The sequence below is a fragment of the Microbacterium sp. SWDP-B6 genome (genome assembly GCF_059803615.1).
This window is the reverse complement of the sequence record NZ_JAPFGV010000001.1, coordinates 824,239-841,032: the sequence shown is the minus strand read 5'-3', so window position 1 is coordinate 841,032 and position 16,794 is coordinate 824,239. Positions and strand designations below refer to the sequence as shown.

The following is a 16,794-nucleotide window of genomic DNA, read 5'->3' as shown; positions in this document are numbered from 1 at the left end:
ATCGCGTCCGCCTCGACCCCTCCGGGGGTCGGGGCGGACGCGTCTGTATCACCGAGGTGTCATGAAGATTCTGCTGCCCCCATCAGAGACGAAGCGATCCGGAGGCGACGGTGCCCCTCTCGACCTGGGCGCGCTCGCGCTTCCGGGCCTCAGCGCGAAGCGTCAGGAGGTGATCGACGCTCTCGTCGATCTTGCAGGAGACGAAGAGCACGCGCGGAAAGTGCTGAAACTCAGCCCGAAGCAGGCCGGCGATGTCGCGCACAATCGGATGCTGCGCTCCGCGGCGACCATGCCGGCGGTGGATCGTTACACCGGCGTCCTGTATGACGCGCTCGACGCGGGCAGTCTCGCTCCCGCATCCCGTCGCTGGCTCGGCGCACACGTGTGGATCCACTCGGCCCCGCTCGGCCCGGTAGGCGCTCTCGACCCCATACCGACGTACCGTATCGCTGCAGGGATATCGCTTCCAGGTCTGCCCGCGCTGCGCCGACACTGGGCTGACGCCACCATGGAGGCGATAGCGGGGGAGGACCCCGACTTCGTCCTCGATCTGCGCAGCGAGGCCTACGTCGCGCTCGGCCCGGTGCCGGACGCCGTCGCCTCCTGCTACGTGCGAGTCGTGACGGAGCACGGTCGTGCTCTCAACCACTTCAACAAGAAGTCCAAGGGGCTGCTCGTGCGGGCTCTCGCCGAGGACCGCCCCCGCATCCGGTCGCTTCGGACGCTGGAGACGTGGGCCGGTGGCCGGGGACTCGTTCTCCGCCGCACCGACGAACCCGGTGTCGTGGAGCTCGTCGTCGCGGAATGACCGAGCATGTCGCGCAGGGAGATCTCCGCGCGTGTGTCGTTGCCCCAAATATCAGCACACCGATATGGTTGGTGTCGCGGCGCGCACAGCGTCAGCTCCATCGGATCCGGAGGGGATCATGTACAACGACTATTACGACAACGGGGCGGCTATCGCCGGCCTCTTCGTCGTCTTCTTGATCAGTCTGCTCTTCGCACTGGCGTTCTATGTGATCTCGTCGATCTTCCTCATGAAGATCTTCGAAAAGGCGGGCGTGCAGGGCAAGTGGCGCGCGTGGGTTCCCGTGTACAACACGATGATCTTCGCGAAGCTCGGAGACATCTCGCCGTGGGTCGTCCTGATCGGCATCGGGCTCTCGTTCATCCCGTACCTCAACTTCCTGACGGGTATCGCGCTCGCGGTCGTCCTCGCTCTCGCTGCATGGCGTGTCGGACTCAAGCTGCAGAAGGACGCTGTCTGGGTCGTCCTGTTCGTTCTGCTCTCGATCGTCTGGTATGGCATCAACGCCTTCGACAAGTCCCGCTGGAACCCGAACATCGTTCCCGCTCCGTGGGCAGGGAACAGCTTCCTCGCTGACTCCACGGTCTGGGACGGCGTGCCCGTGCAGCCGCGCCCGGTCGCGGGCCCCGGCTACGGCGCTCCGCAGGGCTACGGCGCGCCTCAGCAGGGCTATGCGCCTCCCGCGCCGCAGGGCTACACTCCGCCCGCTCAGCCCGGCTACGCCCCGCCGGCTCAGCCTGCCCAGCCCGGCTACGCACCGCCGGCGGCGCCGTCGTCCCCGGCCGCACCCGGCGTTCCGCCCGCTGCGCCGTCGACACCCCCGACGGCTCCGCCCGCTCCGCCCGCAGCGCCCCCGGCAGCTCCGCAGGTTCCGCCCACGGACCCCACGCAGCCCCCGGCCTGATCTGACGCGACACAGAGCCCTCGACTTCGGTCGGGGGCTCTGTGCTGTACGGAGACGACGCTCTGTGGCTCAGAGCACCGGTTGAAGACGATAACGTGGAGGCATGGTCATGTCGCAGCCCCGGGACGGCGCCGCTCGACTGCGAGCGGCCTTCACGGGCGCGAGTGCCACCGTGGCAGCGTCCACTACGATGTGTGAGTGTCCTGGGGGACCCCGACCCGCAGGCGATCCGGAGGCGATGAGTGGCTGAGACGACGACGAAGACGCACAGCGTCAGGGTTGCGCAGCGTTCGCTGTTGCTCTCCTGGGCGGGTGTCACTGATGTGGGGCGCCGCCGTGAGACGAATCAGGATGCGTTCTTCGCGGACTACCCGCTGTTCATCGTCGCCGACGGCATGGGGGGTCATGCCGGTGGAGAGATCGCGAGCCGGAGCACGGTCAGACGACTCGATGCGGTCGTCGCCGCCGGCGCGGTCGATCGCGGAGCCATCGAGGGAGCGCTCCAGCTGGCCGTTGCCGACATCGCCGACCACCCCGAGACCACCGATGAAGGCACCGGCACCACCCTCACCGGGGTCTTCCTCGAGTTCGAGGGGGACGAGCCGCACTGGACCTCGCTCAACATCGGCGACTCGCGTGTGTACCTTCTCAGGGACGAACGTCTGGTGCAGATCACCACCGACCACTCGGTCGTCCAGGAGCTCATCGCCGCTGGCAAGATCAGCCCCGAAGAGGCCGAGGGTCACCCCTACAGCAATGTGATCACACGAGCGGTGGGAGCGAGTGAACTCACTGCACCCGACTACGTCACTCTCGATGTCCGCCCGGGCGACCGGTTCGTGATCTGCTCGGACGGGCTGACGAAAGAGCTCACTGACTACGGCATCCAGCATTTCCTCCGTGAGAACGCCGATCCTGCCGCTGCCGTCGATGCGATGCTCGCGGCGGCGTTGGAGAACGGTGGCCGCGACAACGTGACGCTCGTCATCGTGCAGATCGAGGACGAGCCCTCTTCGGCGCCTGACGATGCCCCCTCCGCAGCGGACGAGTCCTCCTCCACACAGGGCGAATCCTCCGAATAACGTCCGATCCCTGTGGAGGGCGCTCTCTGGGCCCCTCCCGCGCGGTCCACTGGGGGCATGGATTCTCTGCCCATAGCGATCCCCGCCGCCCCCGTGCCCGCACGCAGACCGCCGACGCCGTTCATCGCGGCGCTCGTGCCCGTCGCCGCCGGGGTGGTGCTCTGGCTCGTCACCGGTTCCCTGTTCTCGCTGTGCTTCGCAGCCCTCGGACCTCTGATGATCCTCGCGTCGCTGATCGACGGGTCGCGCTCCCGGCGAAAGGCGTTCCGCGTCGCGGAGGCCGAGAGCGCGGCGGCGTGGTCGCTCGCGGAAGCGCAGCTGTCACGGCTCCATGATGACGAGCGTCAGATGCGATGGCACCGTCATCCCGATGCGGCCGCAGGTCTGGCGCAACCTCCGCTGCGCGGCCTCGAGCCACCGGACGCCGACACCGAGATCGTCGTCGGCAGCGGTGTCGGCACCAGCGGTGTGCGGGCGTCGGGAGGCGACGGGGAACGCGAACGAGACTTCAGAACGCGATGCGCCAGGGTCGAGAACGTGCCGATGACGGTTCCGCTCAGCAGTGGCCTCGGTCTGCGCGGTGCGCACCCCGTCGTCGCCTCCGTAGCGAGAGCCCTCGTGGTGCAGCTGTGTGTGAGATTCGGAGCTGCGCAGATGTCGATCGTCGGCCCACATCTCGAGGAGCTGGGGGTCGCGCGGTTTCCGCAGGCGCGCTTCACGCGGCGCGGGTCGCTCAGCGTCGCGGTGGCGCGAAGCGGGGACCCCCGGCCGGCGGCTGACGCCGTGATCTGGCTGCTCGGACGCGGCGAGGATGTCCCCGAGGGAATCACGACGGTCATCGACATCGTCGAGCCGCACCGCGCGAGCGTGCGCACACCGCAGGGGATCGTCGAGGTCTCCACCGAATGCGTGTCCCGCGATCAAGCGATCGCGACCGCAGAAGAGAGCTCGGTCGAGGGCGATGAGCTGGACTCGCTCCCGAGCAGGGTGGCACTGAGCGACCTCCGCCAGCCCGAGTCGCAGGTCGGTCTCGCTGCGGTGGTGGGCCGAGGCGAACACGCCGACGTCCTGCTCGACATCGTCGACGACGGGCCGCACGCCATCGTGACCGGCACGACGGGCAGCGGCAAGAGCGAGCTGCTGGTGTCGTGGGTGACAGCCATGGCGAGCAGCCATGGGCCGGATCGAGTGACTTTCGTCCTGGCGGATTTCAAAGGGGGCACGGCTTTCGAGCCGCTTCGGACGCTTCCGCAGGTGGCCGCGGTCATCACGGATCTCGATGAGGAGGGTGCGCGCAGAGGAGTCTCGAGCCTGACCGCAGAGCTGCGCCGCCGTGAGTCCGTCCTCGCAGAGGCCGGCGCACGTGATGTGCGGGAGATCGGAATGGCGAGGCTGGTGATCGTGGTCGACGAGTTCGCGGCGCTGCTTCAGGATCATGCCGACCTCGGTGCCGTGTTCACCGATATCGCTGCTCGGGGCAGAGCCCTCGGTATGCATCTGATCCTCGGAACCCAGCGTGCTTCCGGCGTGATCCGCGATGCGCTGGCAGCCAACTGCCCGCTTCGAGTGAGCCTGCGCGTCGCAGACGCCGCAGACAGCCGCGCCGTGATCGGCACCGACGGTGCGGCTGAGCTTCCCGGCGGGGTGGAGTCCAGGGGACTGGCGTTGGTCCGTCGTCCCCAGGATGCGGAACCGACGGCGATGAGAGTGGCGCTGACGGGCGCGGCCGACCTGAGAGCCATCGCCATGAGATGGGCCGACGCCGAAAGCCCGCACAGCCCGTGGCTGCCCGTGCTTCCGCGCATGCTCCCACTGGCCACGCTTCAGGTGGAGACGCGGAAGGGCGATGCCGTTCTGGGGCGAGCCGACGAGCCGGAGCGTCAGCGCCAGCCGCTCGTGTTCCTCTCAATCGGGTCCGATCGTGGCATCGTGCTCCTGGGCGGGCCGGGGTCGGGGCGTTCCTCGGCTCTGCGTGCGCTGGCCAAGCAGCACGCAGACCCGCTCTGGATACCGTCCGACCCGGAGCACGCCTGGGACGCCGTCGTCGCTCTGGCTGCAGACGGATCGCGCGGCGCAGGTCTCGTTCTCTGCGACGACATCGACGTCAGGATCAGCGAGCTGCCTGTGGAATACGGTCAGCATGTCGCGCAGCTCTGGGATCAGATCCTGCGGCACGGTTCCCGTACCACCTTCGTGCTCACGGCGACGAGAGCGGCGGGGCCCATCGGTCGGCTTCTCGATGCGCTGCCACGCCGGGGGCTCCTGAGGATGCCGAGCCGTGTCGATCATCTCGCCGCAGGCGGCGAGTCCGACGGTTTCGATCGAGACCGACCGCCGGGGCGGATGCGGATGGGAGATCGAGAGATTCAGCTGGTCTGGGTACCCGAGGAGCGACTGCGATCGTCAGGCCCTGCCCACGGTGCCTCTCGGTATCGGCAGGACAGCGGTTGGTCGCCGCGATGCGCTCTCACGGCGCTCGTCACCGCGGGGGTGCCGACGGTCGCCGAATCGCTGGCCGCCGCGCACCCAGGATGCGATGTCGTGGCGCTCTCGGGTGAACCTCGCGACCTCACGGCGTCGACACGTCCGACCATAGTGATCGGCGACGCGGACGCGTGGCAACGGAACTGGCCGCTGTGGCAACGGGTGCGCCGAGAGGGTGAGACTCTCATTCGGGCAGAGAACGCCGCCGAGCTGCGGCAGCTCGCGGGCGTGCGAGAACTCCCGCCCTACGCGCGACTGCATGCCGGACGTGCCTGGTCTCTGATCGGCGACGCCGGGCCTCGTCGTGTCGTGGTCCCGGCACTGGCGTCCGGGCGATGAGCAGCGGTACGTCGTGTGGTCAGATGCCGCTGCCGGGGCGGACGGCTCCGACCTCCGCGCCGCCACCGAGCACCTCGAGAGGCAGAGCGGCGGAGAGAGTCGCGACCTCGGAGTCGGTGAGCCCGCCTGCGCGTGCGAGCAGAGTCGCGGCCACGATGGTCGATGCGCGTGCGCCGCCGTCGAGCATCTTCAGCGCCACGGTCGTTCCGTTCGGAGCGACCATGACCATGACGCCCTCTGCGCCGCCCTTCGCGAACACCCCGAGCTTCTCGATCGCGATGGTGTCAGGGCGACCGGGTCCGTCGATGGTCCACGGGTGCTCGCGCACCGCGCGCACCAGAGAACCTGCGACCCGATGCAGGGCGAACGGAGAGCGATCGGAGGCGGTGCCGATCCGGTGGATCGAACGGGCGAGACCCGTCAGCGTGATCGCGTAGACCGGGGCGCCGCATCCGTCGATCGCCGTGTGGGCGACCTTCTCGCCGGTCAGACGCTCGATGACCTCGCGGATGTGCAGCTGCAGCGGGTGAGTCGGGTCGAGGTAGCTGTCGGTGGGCCAGCCGGTCGCGACGCAGGCGCGAAGCATCGCCGCATGTTTGCCGGAGCAGTTCATGCGGATGCGGGTCTGCGCACCGTGCTCGCGCACGAGCTCGTCACGGGCGGACGTATCGCCGGGCCACGCCGGCGGGCAACCCAGGTGGTCCTCGGTGAGGCCGCCCTCGGTGAGGACGTCGCGGACGACCGCGGCATGACGGTCGGTGCCGCTGTGGCTCGCGGTGGACATGGCGAGCTGCGCGCCCTCCAGAGCGGCTCCTGCGGTGATGCACGCCACGGCCTGCAACGGCTTGAGGCTCGAGCGAGGCAGGATCAGAGCGTCCGCGTTCCCATAGCGCGCGACGATGTCGCCATCAGGTGAGAGCACCACCGCTGCTCCCGCGTGGCGGGACTCGATGAATCCGCTCCGTTCGACGACGGCGAGTTCCACGGCATCTTGAACGGTGAGAGTCTCCAGCACCTCCCAAGGATATCGTCGGTTGGGTGCACGCAGTGCCAGGCGCGGGGATCGTCGAGGGCTTCCTGGTGGCAGACTGTCGACATGGCAGATAGACCAGTGCCGCTCGGCGAGCATCGCTATTCACTCAGCTCCACCTGGACCGGCAACTCCGGCACCGGCACCAGCGGCTATCGCGAATATCGTCGCGATGTCACGCTGGAGGTCGCGGGCAAGCCCGACATCCTCGCCTCAGCCGACAAGCCGTTCCGTGGCGATCCGTCGCGGTGGAATCCCGAGGATCTGCTGCTCGCCTCGCTCTCCGAGTGCCATCTGCTCTCCTACCTGCACGCCTGCGTCACTGCAGGCGTCGTCGTCGTCTCCTATCGGGACTCGGCTACGGGGATGATGCGAGAGGACGGGAAAGGCGGCGGCGCGTTCGTCGAGGTGATGCTGCGTCCGGAGGTGGTCGTCGCGGATGTGTCGATGATCGACGCGGCCGAGCGTGCTCATGCGCAGGCCAACGAATGGTGCTTCATCGCGAACTCGATGAACTTCCCGGTGCGGCACGAGGCGTTGGTGCGCGCCGAGACGGACTGAGCGGTCGGTCCGCGTCAGCGGCGTTCGTGGGGGAGCGCCTGCTTGATCTTCTCGATCGTGCTCTGCGCGGGAGCCTCGTTGTAGGCGTCGGCCAGCTCCTGGCCGGACAGGGCATGGATCGCGGCCATGATCTCGTCCGTCGCGAGTCTGCGGGCGCGACCGCTCGTGGCGGGGCCATGGGGCGAGAGGTCGAGCGGTTCGCCGAAGCGCACCGTGATGCGTTCCTTCAGAGTGGGCATCTTGGCGCCGACGGGCATGACCTTGTCCGTGCCGATCAATCCGACCGGGACGACAGGTGCTCCGGTCTGCAGCGCAAGGAAGGCCACACCCGTGCGCCCCTTGTACAGGCGTCCGTCGGTCGAACGCGTGCCCTCGGGATAGAGAGCGACGGCGAGGCCCTCGTCGAGCAGCTGGCGTTGCACGTCGAGGGCGTCGAGGGCGGCCTTGCCCGCACCACGGCGCACGGAGATGGCGCCGATGGACTCGAAGAACGTCTTGCTGAGCCAGCCCTTGAACCCCGTCCCCTCGAAATAGGTGGACTTCGCCAGAAAATGCACGGGACGCGGAGAGGCCACCGGAATCGCGATCGAGTCGATGAAGGACAGGTGATTGCTCGCGAAGATGACCGCGCCGTCCTTCGGGACGTTCTCCCTGCCCTCGATGCGTGGGCGGTAGATCGTGCGCGCGAGCGGGGTGATGAGGCTGCGACCGAGCGCATAGGCGAAGCCTGCGTGACGAGGCTTCTCAGTCTCTGCGGGCGAAGTTTCGGGCTCCACGGACTGCTCTGACGTCATCAGAGCAGATTACCCCGGCAATCATGCCGCGGTGGGAATGAAGCGCCAGCGCGCGCCTCCCAGCATCAGCAAAGGGGCGTGAGAGATGATGGGGTGTCCCGCCCGCGATCCTGAGGTTCAACTGTGCGCAAGCGTCCGCTTATCGTCCTGTCCACCGTCGCCGCGGCGACCCTTCTGCTGGCCGGGTGCTCCGGTGGTGCGACTCCGGAGTCGACCGCCACCCCGGACGCCGGCTCCGAGAGCTCCTGCCTCGCTGACATCGCGTCGGGGGCAGGTTCCGATGCCGTGTCCGTCGAGGGATCCGGCGCAGGTGCCAAGGTCTCCGTACCCGAGGGCACGGATCTCGCCGAGGCCGAGCGTTCGGTCGTGGTCGAGGGCGATGGTGACGACGTCATGCCCGGAGACCTCGTCTCGCTGCGCTACCAGCTGATCGACGCCACGACCAACGAAGTGCTCAGCACCTCGGAGCGCGGGCCCGACGGAGTCCTGTCCGCTCTCCTCGCCGTCCAGCAGCCGCAGCAGATCGTCGATCCGACGCAGTCCACCGTCTTCACCGTCGCGGCGGAGTGCCTCCCGATCGGTTCGAGCGTCGTCCTGACCCTTCCTGCAGCGCAGGAGGGCATGAACCCGAGCGTCCTCTACGTCGAGACGATCGAGCAGCTTCCCACGACGGCTTCCGGCTCCGATGTCGATGCGACTGAGGGCATGCCCGTCGTCGAGCTCGACGACGCCGGTTCTCCCACCATCACGATCCCCGACGCCGACGCCCCCACCGAGACGGAGGTGGCCGTCCTCAAGCAGGGTGACGGCGCCGTCGTCGGAGCGGGCGACCTCGTCACGGTGCAGTACCGCGGCGTGAAGTGGTCGGACGGCTCCGAGTTCGACTCGAGCTGGAGCCGGGACGCAGCGCCATCGCAGTTCCCGACCAGCGGAGTGGTCCCCGGGTTCAAGATGGCCCTCGAAGGCCAGAAGGTCGGGTCGCAGGTGGTCGTCGCCATGCCTCCGAAGGACGGCTACGGTGAGGGCGAGACGAACGACACCGATCTGACCGGAGAGACCCTCGTCTTCGTCGTCGACATCCTCGCGACGACTCCGGTCGAGCAGGCGCCGTAACGCAGAGGGGCCGGGGGCTTGCCATAGGCTGGCGGCATGCGTCGCATCATCGTCCTCGGCTCCACCGGCTCCATCGGCACGCAGGCGCTCGACGTCATCCGCGCCAATCCTCGACGTTTCGAACTCGTCGGCCTCGCCGCCGGGACGAACGCCGAGATGCTCGCGGAGCAGGCTGCGAGCTTCCACGTCGACAGCACCGCACTGGGTGCGGCCGAGGCCGAGCAGCTGGTCCGCGATGTCGAGGCCGACGTGGTGCTCAACGCGATCACCGGATCGATCGGACTCGGTTCCACTCTTGCGGCGCTGAAAGCCGGCAGAACCCTCGCTCTCGCGAACAAGGAATCCCTCATCGTCGGTGGTGAGCTGGTTCTCGCTGCGGCCGCCCCTGACCAGATCGTCCCTGTCGACTCGGAGCACTCGGCCCTGGCGCAAGCGCTGCGCAGCGGCACCCACGCCGAGGTGAGACGCCTGGTGGTGACGGCATCCGGTGGGCCGTTCCGCGGGCGCTCACGCGAGCAGATGCTCGAGGTCACCCCGCACGAGGCACTCGCGCACCCGACGTGGGACATGGGTCGGATGGTCACGACGAACTCCGCGACGCTGGTGAACAAGGGTCTCGAGGTGATCGAGGCGCACCTGCTGTTCGACGTCGCCTACGACGACATCGAGGTCGTCGTGCACCCGCAGTCGATCGTGCACTCGATGGTCGAGTTCATCGACGGCTCGACGATCGCCCAGGCGTCCCCGCCCGACATGCGTCTGCCGATCTCGCTGGGGCTCGACTGGCCGAGTCGCGTCGGCGGGGTCGGACGGCCCCTCGACTGGACCCAGGCGACCTCGTGGACCTTCGAGCCGCTCGACGACGTCGCGTTCCCGGCTGTCGACCTCGCCAAGGCCGTGGGCCGTGCGGGCGCGACATTCCCCGCCGTCTACAACGCCGCCAACGAGCAGGCGGTCGATGCCTTCCATGAGGGACGCCTGCCGTTCCTCGGAATCGTCGACACGATCTCGCGCGTGGTGGATGCCCACGAGCCGCCGCAGACGCTGACGGTCGAATCGCTCGCCGAGGCCGAGGAGTGGGCGCGCCGCAAGGCTGACGAGCTGATCGCGCGCGCCTGATCCGCGCTCAGGCGGTCACCCGCTCGAGGCGAGAGACCATCGAGGGCCGCCCCGCTGCCGCGCCGCCGCGGATCGCGACGGCACCGGCGCTCGGGTCAGTCCTCGTCGGGGTAGGGGACCGGCCAGTGCGAATCGGGCACCGGCCACCCGGCCGCACGCAGCGCACGTCGCGCCAGCTCGCGGGCCGAATAGGGCGTGCGCACGCCCCGGATGTCGCGATAGTCCTGATGCCCCGGACCCGCCCACAGGATCGAGTCGCCCTCTCCGACCAGGCCGACCGCTGCCACGATGGCCGCCTCGGGAGGCGAGTACTCGTGGATCTGGGCGTCTGGCCGCGTCGCGCGGGCGCCGGCGACGAGAGTGGCCCTGATCGAATCGGGGTCTTCGAAACGGGGGTGGTGGTCCGTCACGACGAGGATGTCACTGCCCTCCACGGCCGTGCGCGCCATATCGAAGCGTTTGCTGGCATCGCGGTCGCCGTCGGCGCCGAAGAGCATCAGCACCTTGCCCGGTGTGACGCGGCGGACCGCGGCGAGGGTCTTCTCGAACGCGTCGGGAGAGTGCCCGAAGTCGACGAAGACGACAGGGCCGGTGTCGCCGGAGACGAGTTGGGTGCGACCCGGGAGATGCGCCAGGATGCCGCCGTCACGGTCGAGCGCCGAGGCAATGCGGTCCCATTCGTAGCCGCCTTCGAGCAGCATCACGATCGCGAGGGCGGCGTTCGCCGCCATGTGCGGGCCGATCACGGGAACGGTCGTCGTCAGTCTTCCTGCCGGGCCGGTCAGCGTGAACGTGGTTCCGGATGCGCGCTCGTCGTCGATCACCACGACCCAGTCCGCGCGGGCCGCGCCCTCGGGATCCGCGGCGATCGAGGGGGTGCCGACGGTGACCACGGGGATCTCCGAGCGCTGCGCGACGGTGGCGCCCGACGGTGAGTCGAGGCATACCACTGCGCGCGTCGCCCGATCCGGTCGGAACAGCGCCAGCTTGGCCTCGAAGTACTCCTCCATGTCGGCGTAGTCGTCGAGGTGGTCATGGCTGAGATTGGTGAAGCCGGCGACGTCGAAGCGGATGCCGTCCACGCGGTGACGAGAGAGCGCCTGAGCGCTGACTTCGACGGCGACGGCCTCGACGTCGCGCTCGCGCATCAGCGCGAGCAGCGCGTGCATCTCCGAGGCTTCCGGGGTCGTCAGTCTCGAGACGATGACCTCACCGGCGATGTGGCGCTCGGCGGTCGACGAGAGTCCGGTGACGACGCCGAGCTGGCCGAGGATGCCCTCGAGCAGATGCGAGACGCTCGTCTTGCCGTTGGTGCCCGTGGTGGCGAACAGCAGCGGGAGCGGTTCGCCTGCGCCCGTGCCGTAGACCCAGGCGCTCAGCGCACCGAGCACGGCGCGGGGGTCGTCCACGATGAGCACGGGGAGTCCGGCCGGTTCGGCGATGTCGGCGCCGTCCTCGTCGGTGATGATCGCGACGGCACCCTTCTCGGCGGCGGTGGCCGCGAACTCGGCCCCGTGGCGGTTCACACCCCGGATCGCGACGAAGGCCTCGCCGGTGCGGAGGTCGGCGGTGGCGAGGGTGATCCCTGACAGGGTGACACCGTTCACCTCGCCACGGACGTCTCGCGCGAATCGAGAGGCGAGTTCGGACAGCTCACGCCGGGGCGGGTTCGCGGGGCGGAGCACGGGAGGCAGGCTCGGTTGTTGTTCAATCGACATGTCGCATCAATGATCTCACGGCTCCGACGAGAACACGGGGTGCGGCACGTCTCCTCGGCCCCATCGAGCCGAGGAGACGCGCCGGGGCGTCACGCCTTGCGGCGGTACGCCAGTACGGAGACGACGAGTGCGGCGATGCCAGCGACGAGGCCGCCCGCGCCCAGTGCCGTGCCGAGCGCGTTCGCGGAGACCGCATCGTCGTCGGCATCCGAGTTCGCGGTGTCCGCGTCTTCGGCCCCGTCCGCGGAGCCGTGCTCCCCGTGTCCGTCAGCGGACGCGGCGACGACCTCGACGACCGGAGCCGGGGCGTCGAGGCTGTGCGGGTCTTCGCCGTCCTCTGCGAGCTGCGTCCATTCGGTGCTGCCCTCGACGCATGTCTGGACGACCGGGAATGCGAGCGAGTCGGGCGTGTCCTCGTCGAGCCCGACAGCCATGCTCACTGCGCCGCGCAGTTCATTGGGCACCGGCGCGATGGCGGTGTAGGTCACGGCGCTGACGAGGCCGTCATCGCCTTTCTCGATGTCGATCGTCCAGTCGCTGTCCATGGTGGGCGCGACCGAAGCGAGGCCCTCGGGCATCGTCACCTTCAGCGAGGTGGTCGGCGAGTTCTCGCAGCCGTGGGCGAACGAGAAGGTGAGTACGCCGTGGTCTCCTGCAGTCAGCTCATCCGGGCTGACACTGACGTGGGCGCTGGCCATCGTGGGGAGGGCGAGAGCGAGCATCGTGCCGCCGACGAGTCCTGCGGTGATGTTGCGGCGGGTGGTGGTGGAACGCATGGTGGTACTCCTGTGTGCTGATCTGCGGGCGCGTCGGTGTGCGCGGCATCCGCGGGAAGGTGGAAACGCCTCGGGGAGGCGATACGTGATCAGACGTGCGCAGGAGGACCGCGGCGCGAGACCGATACCGAGAAGTCGTGCTGGGTCGGCACTCGGATCGCGAACACTGGGAAGGCGGGACGTTCATGGGCCGGTCGGAACAGGGTGACCGTGCGGCGGAGGCGTGCCTGCACCCAGCCGGCGATCGCTCGCACCGACGACTCGCCGTGACAGACCAGAGCGGTGGTGACGATCGCTGCGATGGCGTGACCGACGATCATGAGCGCATCAGGAGCGGTCGTCGCGACCACCGGGCCCAGGGCGGCGAGGTCGAGATGATGTTCGTGGCCACCGAGCGCCGTCGTGCCGGTCGGTGTGCCGAGCAGCTGGAACACGAGGTGGAAGAGCCCCTGACTGACCAGCACCGTCAGAGCGACGCGCGATCTGGAGACCCGGGCGCCGATGAGCAGTGCCGCGAGAGGCACGAGGAGCGCTGCGACGGCGAGGACCAAGAGCGGATGCGGGGCGGCTCCGCCCGCGGTGGTGTGCGACGCCGCGGCCACGAGGGTTGCGGCAGCGGACGCCGCGGCTGCGCGCAGAAGTCGCAGCTGGCGGGAGGTCACGACACAAGCCTAACCGCGCCGCGTCATCGCCCTGCGCAGCACATGGGGCTTATTCCTAGGCGACGAGCACTAGCTTGGGGGAGTGGAAGCACTGCTCTATCTGGGTGGCATCGTGTTCATGCTGATCGGCCTCGGCCTGTCGATCGGTCTGCACGAGGTCGGCCACCTCCTGCCGGCGAAGCTCTTCGGCGTGCGTGTGGGCCAGTACATGATCGGCTTCGGCCCGAGACTGTGGTCCAAGCGCATCGGCGAGACGGAGTACGGCTTCAAGCTGCTGCCGCTCGGCGGATTCATCTCGATGTCGGGGATGTACCCGGCCTCCACCGCATCGGGCCCGGCGAAGGGCGTCTTCCGTGCTCTCGTGCAGGACGCACGATCGGCGAACGACGAGACGATCGCCGAAGGTGCTGAGGACCGCGTCTTCTACCGTCTCCCCGTGTGGAAGCGCGTCGTCGTGATGCTCGGCGGCCCGTTGATGAACCTGATCCTCGCGATCGTGATCTTCACTGTTCTGGTGTCCGGCATCGGAGTGCAGCAGGGGACCACGACCATCGCGTCGGTGAACCAGTGCGTCCTGCCCGCCGGATCGACGGCGACCGAGTGCGAGGCCGACGACCCGGCGACGCCGGCTGCCGAGGCCGGCATCAGGCCTGGCGACGTGCTGGTGTCCGTCGACGGTCAGCCCGTGTCGACCTTCGCGCAGGCGACCGCCATCGTGCAGGCCGCTCCAGGAGAGACCCTGGAACTGGTGGTGCTTCGAGACGGTGCGGAGGAGACCCTGAGCATCACGCCGATCGAGGCTGAGCGCACCATCACCGATGCGAGCGGGCAGCCGGTCATCGGCGAGGACGGGCAGCCCGTCGTCCGGGAGGTCGGCTACGTCGGCATGGCGGCGCAGATGGGCTTCGTCCCCCAGCCGCTGTCGGCAGGACCCCAGATGGCGGCCGATACCGTCGTGCGCGTGGGGTCGATGATCGTCACCCTTCCGGTGCGGATCTGGGAGACCGGCGTCTCACTGGTCACCGGGTCTGAGCGCGATCCGAACGGGCCGCTGAGCGTCGTGGGGGTCGGACGCATCGCGGGTGAGGTCGCGGCGATCGATGCGCCGATCGTCAACCGCTTCTCCGTGCTTCTCGGGCTTCTCGGATCCCTCAATGTCGCACTGTTCGTGTTCAACCTGATCCCGCTGCTGCCGCTCGACGGAGGGCACGTGGTCGTCGCGCTGTGGGACGGCATCCGTCGCGCCTGGGCGAAGCTGTTCCGGCGACCGCCGCCTCCGCCCGTCGACGCCACCAGGCTCGTGCCGCTGACCGTGGTCGTGGCGACACTGCTCATCGTGATGGGGGCCGTGCTGCTCCTCGCCGATGTCTTCAACCCGGTGAACATCTTCGGCGGCTGAGCCGCCTTCGCGGGGTCGGCTGGCTGGACGGGCGGGTCGCGACGGCATCCGCCATCGGATCAGGCGAGCGCGTGCGAGACCAGACGCTCGAGAGTGCGGATGCCGTCGCGCGACAGGATCGACTCCAGGTGGCCCTGCACCGATGCGAAGCGCTCGCCGCGAAGCGCGTAGACGTCGCCTGATCCGGGGTCGGCCGACACCTCGACCGTTCCCGTCCACGTCGTGCCGGGGGTCACCCTGGCCGTGAAGGTGTTGTAGAAGCCGATCGAGGCGTCTTCGCCGAACACGGGGACCGACTTCTGCAGCCCCTGATGCGGCGCGGCGAGGGGCATCAGGGCGATGCCGAGGCGATCGCTGAGGATCTGGTGGCTCAGGCACACGGCGAGCAGCGGCGACCCGGTGTCCACACGTCGCGACACGACCTCGCGCAACCTGGTGATCCGAGAGCTCTCGACGTCGCGGGGGTCGCCGGGTCCCGGGCCGGCGACCACGAGGTCGGCCGCGTCGAGCTCGGCGTCGTCGACGTCGCTCCAGGCGCGGATCGTGACATCGAGTCCGAGGTGGCGCAGCTGGTGAGCGAGCATCGTGGTGAAGCGGTCCTCCGCATCGACGACGATCGCCGAGCGCCCGGCGAAGGGCCCGGTCAGATCGTCACCCTGCGGATTCAGCCAGAAGTCGGCCAGGCGCGCATTGCGCGAGGAGAGGAGCTCAGCGACTACGGGGTCGTCGGCGAGGGGCAGTCGTTCGCCCGGCGCGTCGGCATCGTCGCGCGCCTCGGCGACGCTGTCGCGATCGATCGCCCCGATGGCGCCGAGCACGCCGGCGGCCTTGCCGTGGGTCTCCGACACCTCACCGTGCGGGTCCGAGTGGCGCACGAGCGTCGCGCCCACGGGCACACTGAGCGAGCCGTTCTGGAGATACACGGTGCGGATCAGGATCGGTGCGTCGAGGTCGTGCCCTCCGGCGTCGTTCGGAGTGAACAGGGCGGCGACGCCCGAGTAGTAGCCGCGCGGCTTCTTCTCATGGCGACGGATCACCGCGCATGCGTTCTGCATCGGCGAGCCGGTCACGGTCGGCGCGAACATCGTCTCGCGCAGGATGTCGCGGGGGTCGAGCGCACTGCGCCCGCGGAGCATGTACTCGGTGTGGGTGAGGCGCGACATCTCCTTCAGATGCGGGCCGGTGATGCGTCCGCCGTCGGAGCATACGGCGCTCATCATCTTGAGCTCTTCGTCCACCACCATGAAGAGCTCTTCGGTCTCCTTCGTAGAGGAGAGGAAGTCGACGAGCGTCTCTCTCGTGGCTCCCCCCGCAGGGTGGCGGAACGTGCCCGAGATGGGATTCATCGTGACGACGCCGCCGCGCGCGACGACGTGCGCCTCAGGACTCGCGCCGACCGCGATGTGCCCGGGTGTCACCACCGCGAAGGTCCAATAAGCGCCTCGTTCGTGCGCGAGAAGAGCCCGGAACCAGGTGAGAGCGGCGGTTCGGTCGTCGACCTCGATCTCGGCGGTGAAGTCGCGACGGATCACGAAGTTCGCGCCTTCACCGCGTCCGATCTCGTCGGCGATCACGGTCTCGACGATCCCTGCGTACTCGTCGTCGGCGATGTCGAAGCCGCCGTCGCTCAGCGGCACGGCATCCGTCGGAAGCTCGGCGAGCAGCGCAGACGTGGGCAGGTGGAGGTGCTCATCGACCACGATGCAGCGCAGGGGCGCGCCGTCATCCTGGGCGACGAAGCCGCGCTCGCGCACCTGACGGTAGGGCACCATGGTGAAGATCTCGCGGGGGATGCCGTCTATCGACAGCGGAATGTCAGCCAGCAGTTCGACATCGACGACCTCGCCGGTGAGCAGCTCGACGGTGTCGGCGCCGTCTCGGGCGATCAGCACGAACGACGCCGCGGGATCTGCGGTGAGCTCGGAAAGACGTGAGAGGGTCATCGGTGTCTCCTGTGCATGGCTCCGGCTCGGCTCAACGAAAAGACCGCCCCGGAGGCGGTCTG

General features: G+C 68.7%; 14 protein-coding genes. 8 read left to right on the top strand and 6 right to left on the bottom strand.

Going from position 1 to position 16,794, the window contains the following annotated elements:
- Positions 1-61: 61 nt before the first annotated feature.
- The 4 genes from OPU70_RS04240 to OPU70_RS04225 all read left to right on the top strand — a co-directional run bounded on the left by OPU70_RS04240 (position 62) and on the right by OPU70_RS04225 (position 5,617).
- On the top strand, positions 62-808 hold the full coding sequence (locus OPU70_RS04240) for a YaaA family protein (RefSeq protein ID WP_498557204.1): 747 nt from the start codon (positions 62-64) through the stop codon (positions 806-808).
- Between the two features lie 118 nt (positions 809-926).
- Positions 927-1,712 carry a DUF5684 domain-containing protein gene (locus OPU70_RS04235; protein WP_052493006.1) on the top strand — a complete coding sequence of 262 codons (786 nt, stop codon included), beginning with the start codon at positions 927-929 and terminating at the stop codon, positions 1,710-1,712.
- Positions 1,713-1,954: 242 nt separating this feature from the next.
- Positions 1,955-2,794: a PP2C family protein-serine/threonine phosphatase gene (locus OPU70_RS04230; RefSeq protein ID WP_042541843.1), complete on the top strand. Its 840-nt coding sequence runs from the start codon at positions 1,955-1,957 to the stop codon at positions 2,792-2,794.
- A 57-nt stretch (positions 2,795-2,851) separates the two neighbouring features.
- On the top strand, positions 2,852-5,617 hold the full coding sequence (locus OPU70_RS04225) for an FtsK/SpoIIIE domain-containing protein (RefSeq protein ID WP_042541842.1): 2,766 nt from the start codon (positions 2,852-2,854) through the stop codon (positions 5,615-5,617).
- Positions 5,618-5,636: 19 nt separating this feature from the next.
- On the opposite strand, the gene OPU70_RS04220 is transcribed toward OPU70_RS04225, so the two are convergent.
- Positions 5,637-6,632, bottom strand: a complete 996-nt coding sequence (locus tag OPU70_RS04220) for an asparaginase (protein ID WP_042541841.1) — start codon at positions 6,630-6,632, stop codon at positions 5,637-5,639.
- A gap of 81 nt (positions 6,633-6,713) precedes the next feature.
- On the opposite strand from OPU70_RS04220, the gene OPU70_RS04215 reads away from it, so the two are divergent.
- Positions 6,714-7,208 (top strand): OsmC family protein, encoded by a 495-nt coding sequence (locus OPU70_RS04215; protein ID WP_498557203.1) that lies wholly within the window; start codon positions 6,714-6,716, stop codon positions 7,206-7,208.
- A 14-nt stretch (positions 7,209-7,222) separates the two neighbouring features.
- On the opposite strand, the gene OPU70_RS04210 is transcribed toward OPU70_RS04215, so the two are convergent.
- Positions 7,223-8,002 carry a lysophospholipid acyltransferase family protein gene (locus OPU70_RS04210; protein ID WP_042541839.1) on the bottom strand — a complete coding sequence of 260 codons (780 nt, stop codon included), beginning with the start codon at positions 8,000-8,002 and terminating at the stop codon, positions 7,223-7,225.
- A gap of 123 nt (positions 8,003-8,125) precedes the next feature.
- Between OPU70_RS04210 and OPU70_RS04205 the strand changes: the two genes are divergently transcribed.
- Both OPU70_RS04205 and dxr read left to right on the top strand, forming a co-directional pair.
- On the top strand, positions 8,126-9,115 hold the full coding sequence (locus OPU70_RS04205) for an FKBP-type peptidyl-prolyl cis-trans isomerase (protein ID WP_367820854.1): 990 nt from the start codon (positions 8,126-8,128) through the stop codon (positions 9,113-9,115).
- A gap of 36 nt (positions 9,116-9,151) precedes the next feature.
- A complete protein-coding gene (dxr, locus tag OPU70_RS04200) occupies positions 9,152-10,234 on the top strand; it encodes a 1-deoxy-D-xylulose-5-phosphate reductoisomerase (RefSeq protein ID WP_498557202.1) in 1,083 nt (360 codons plus the stop codon).
- A 95-nt stretch (positions 10,235-10,329) separates the two neighbouring features.
- Here dxr and OPU70_RS04195 read toward each other — a convergent pair whose 3' ends face one another.
- The 3 genes from OPU70_RS04195 to OPU70_RS04185 form a co-directional block, all read right to left on the bottom strand.
- Entirely contained in the window at positions 10,330-11,952 is a 1,623-nt protein-coding gene (locus tag OPU70_RS04195; protein ID WP_498557201.1) for a Mur ligase family protein, read from the bottom strand.
- Between the two features lie 89 nt (positions 11,953-12,041).
- Positions 12,042-12,728 carry a YcnI family copper-binding membrane protein gene (locus OPU70_RS04190; RefSeq protein ID WP_498557200.1) on the bottom strand — a complete coding sequence of 229 codons (687 nt, stop codon included), beginning with the start codon at positions 12,726-12,728 and terminating at the stop codon, positions 12,042-12,044.
- Between the two features lie 89 nt (positions 12,729-12,817).
- The gene (locus tag OPU70_RS04185; protein WP_498557199.1) at positions 12,818-13,390 is read right to left on the bottom strand and encodes a hypothetical protein; all 573 of its coding nucleotides are present in this window, start codon (positions 13,388-13,390) and stop codon (positions 12,818-12,820) included.
- An 82-nt stretch (positions 13,391-13,472) separates the two neighbouring features.
- On the opposite strand from OPU70_RS04185, the gene OPU70_RS04180 reads away from it, so the two are divergent.
- Entirely contained in the window at positions 13,473-14,789 is a 1,317-nt protein-coding gene (locus OPU70_RS04180; protein WP_153302160.1) for a M50 family metallopeptidase, read from the top strand.
- Between the two features lie 59 nt (positions 14,790-14,848).
- Here the strand turns inward: OPU70_RS04180 and OPU70_RS04175 are convergent, their stop codons facing one another.
- Complete coding sequence (locus OPU70_RS04175; protein WP_498557198.1) at positions 14,849-16,732, bottom strand: chorismate-binding protein; 1,884 nt, start codon at positions 16,730-16,732, stop codon at positions 14,849-14,851.
- Positions 16,733-16,794: the final 62 nt, after the last annotated feature.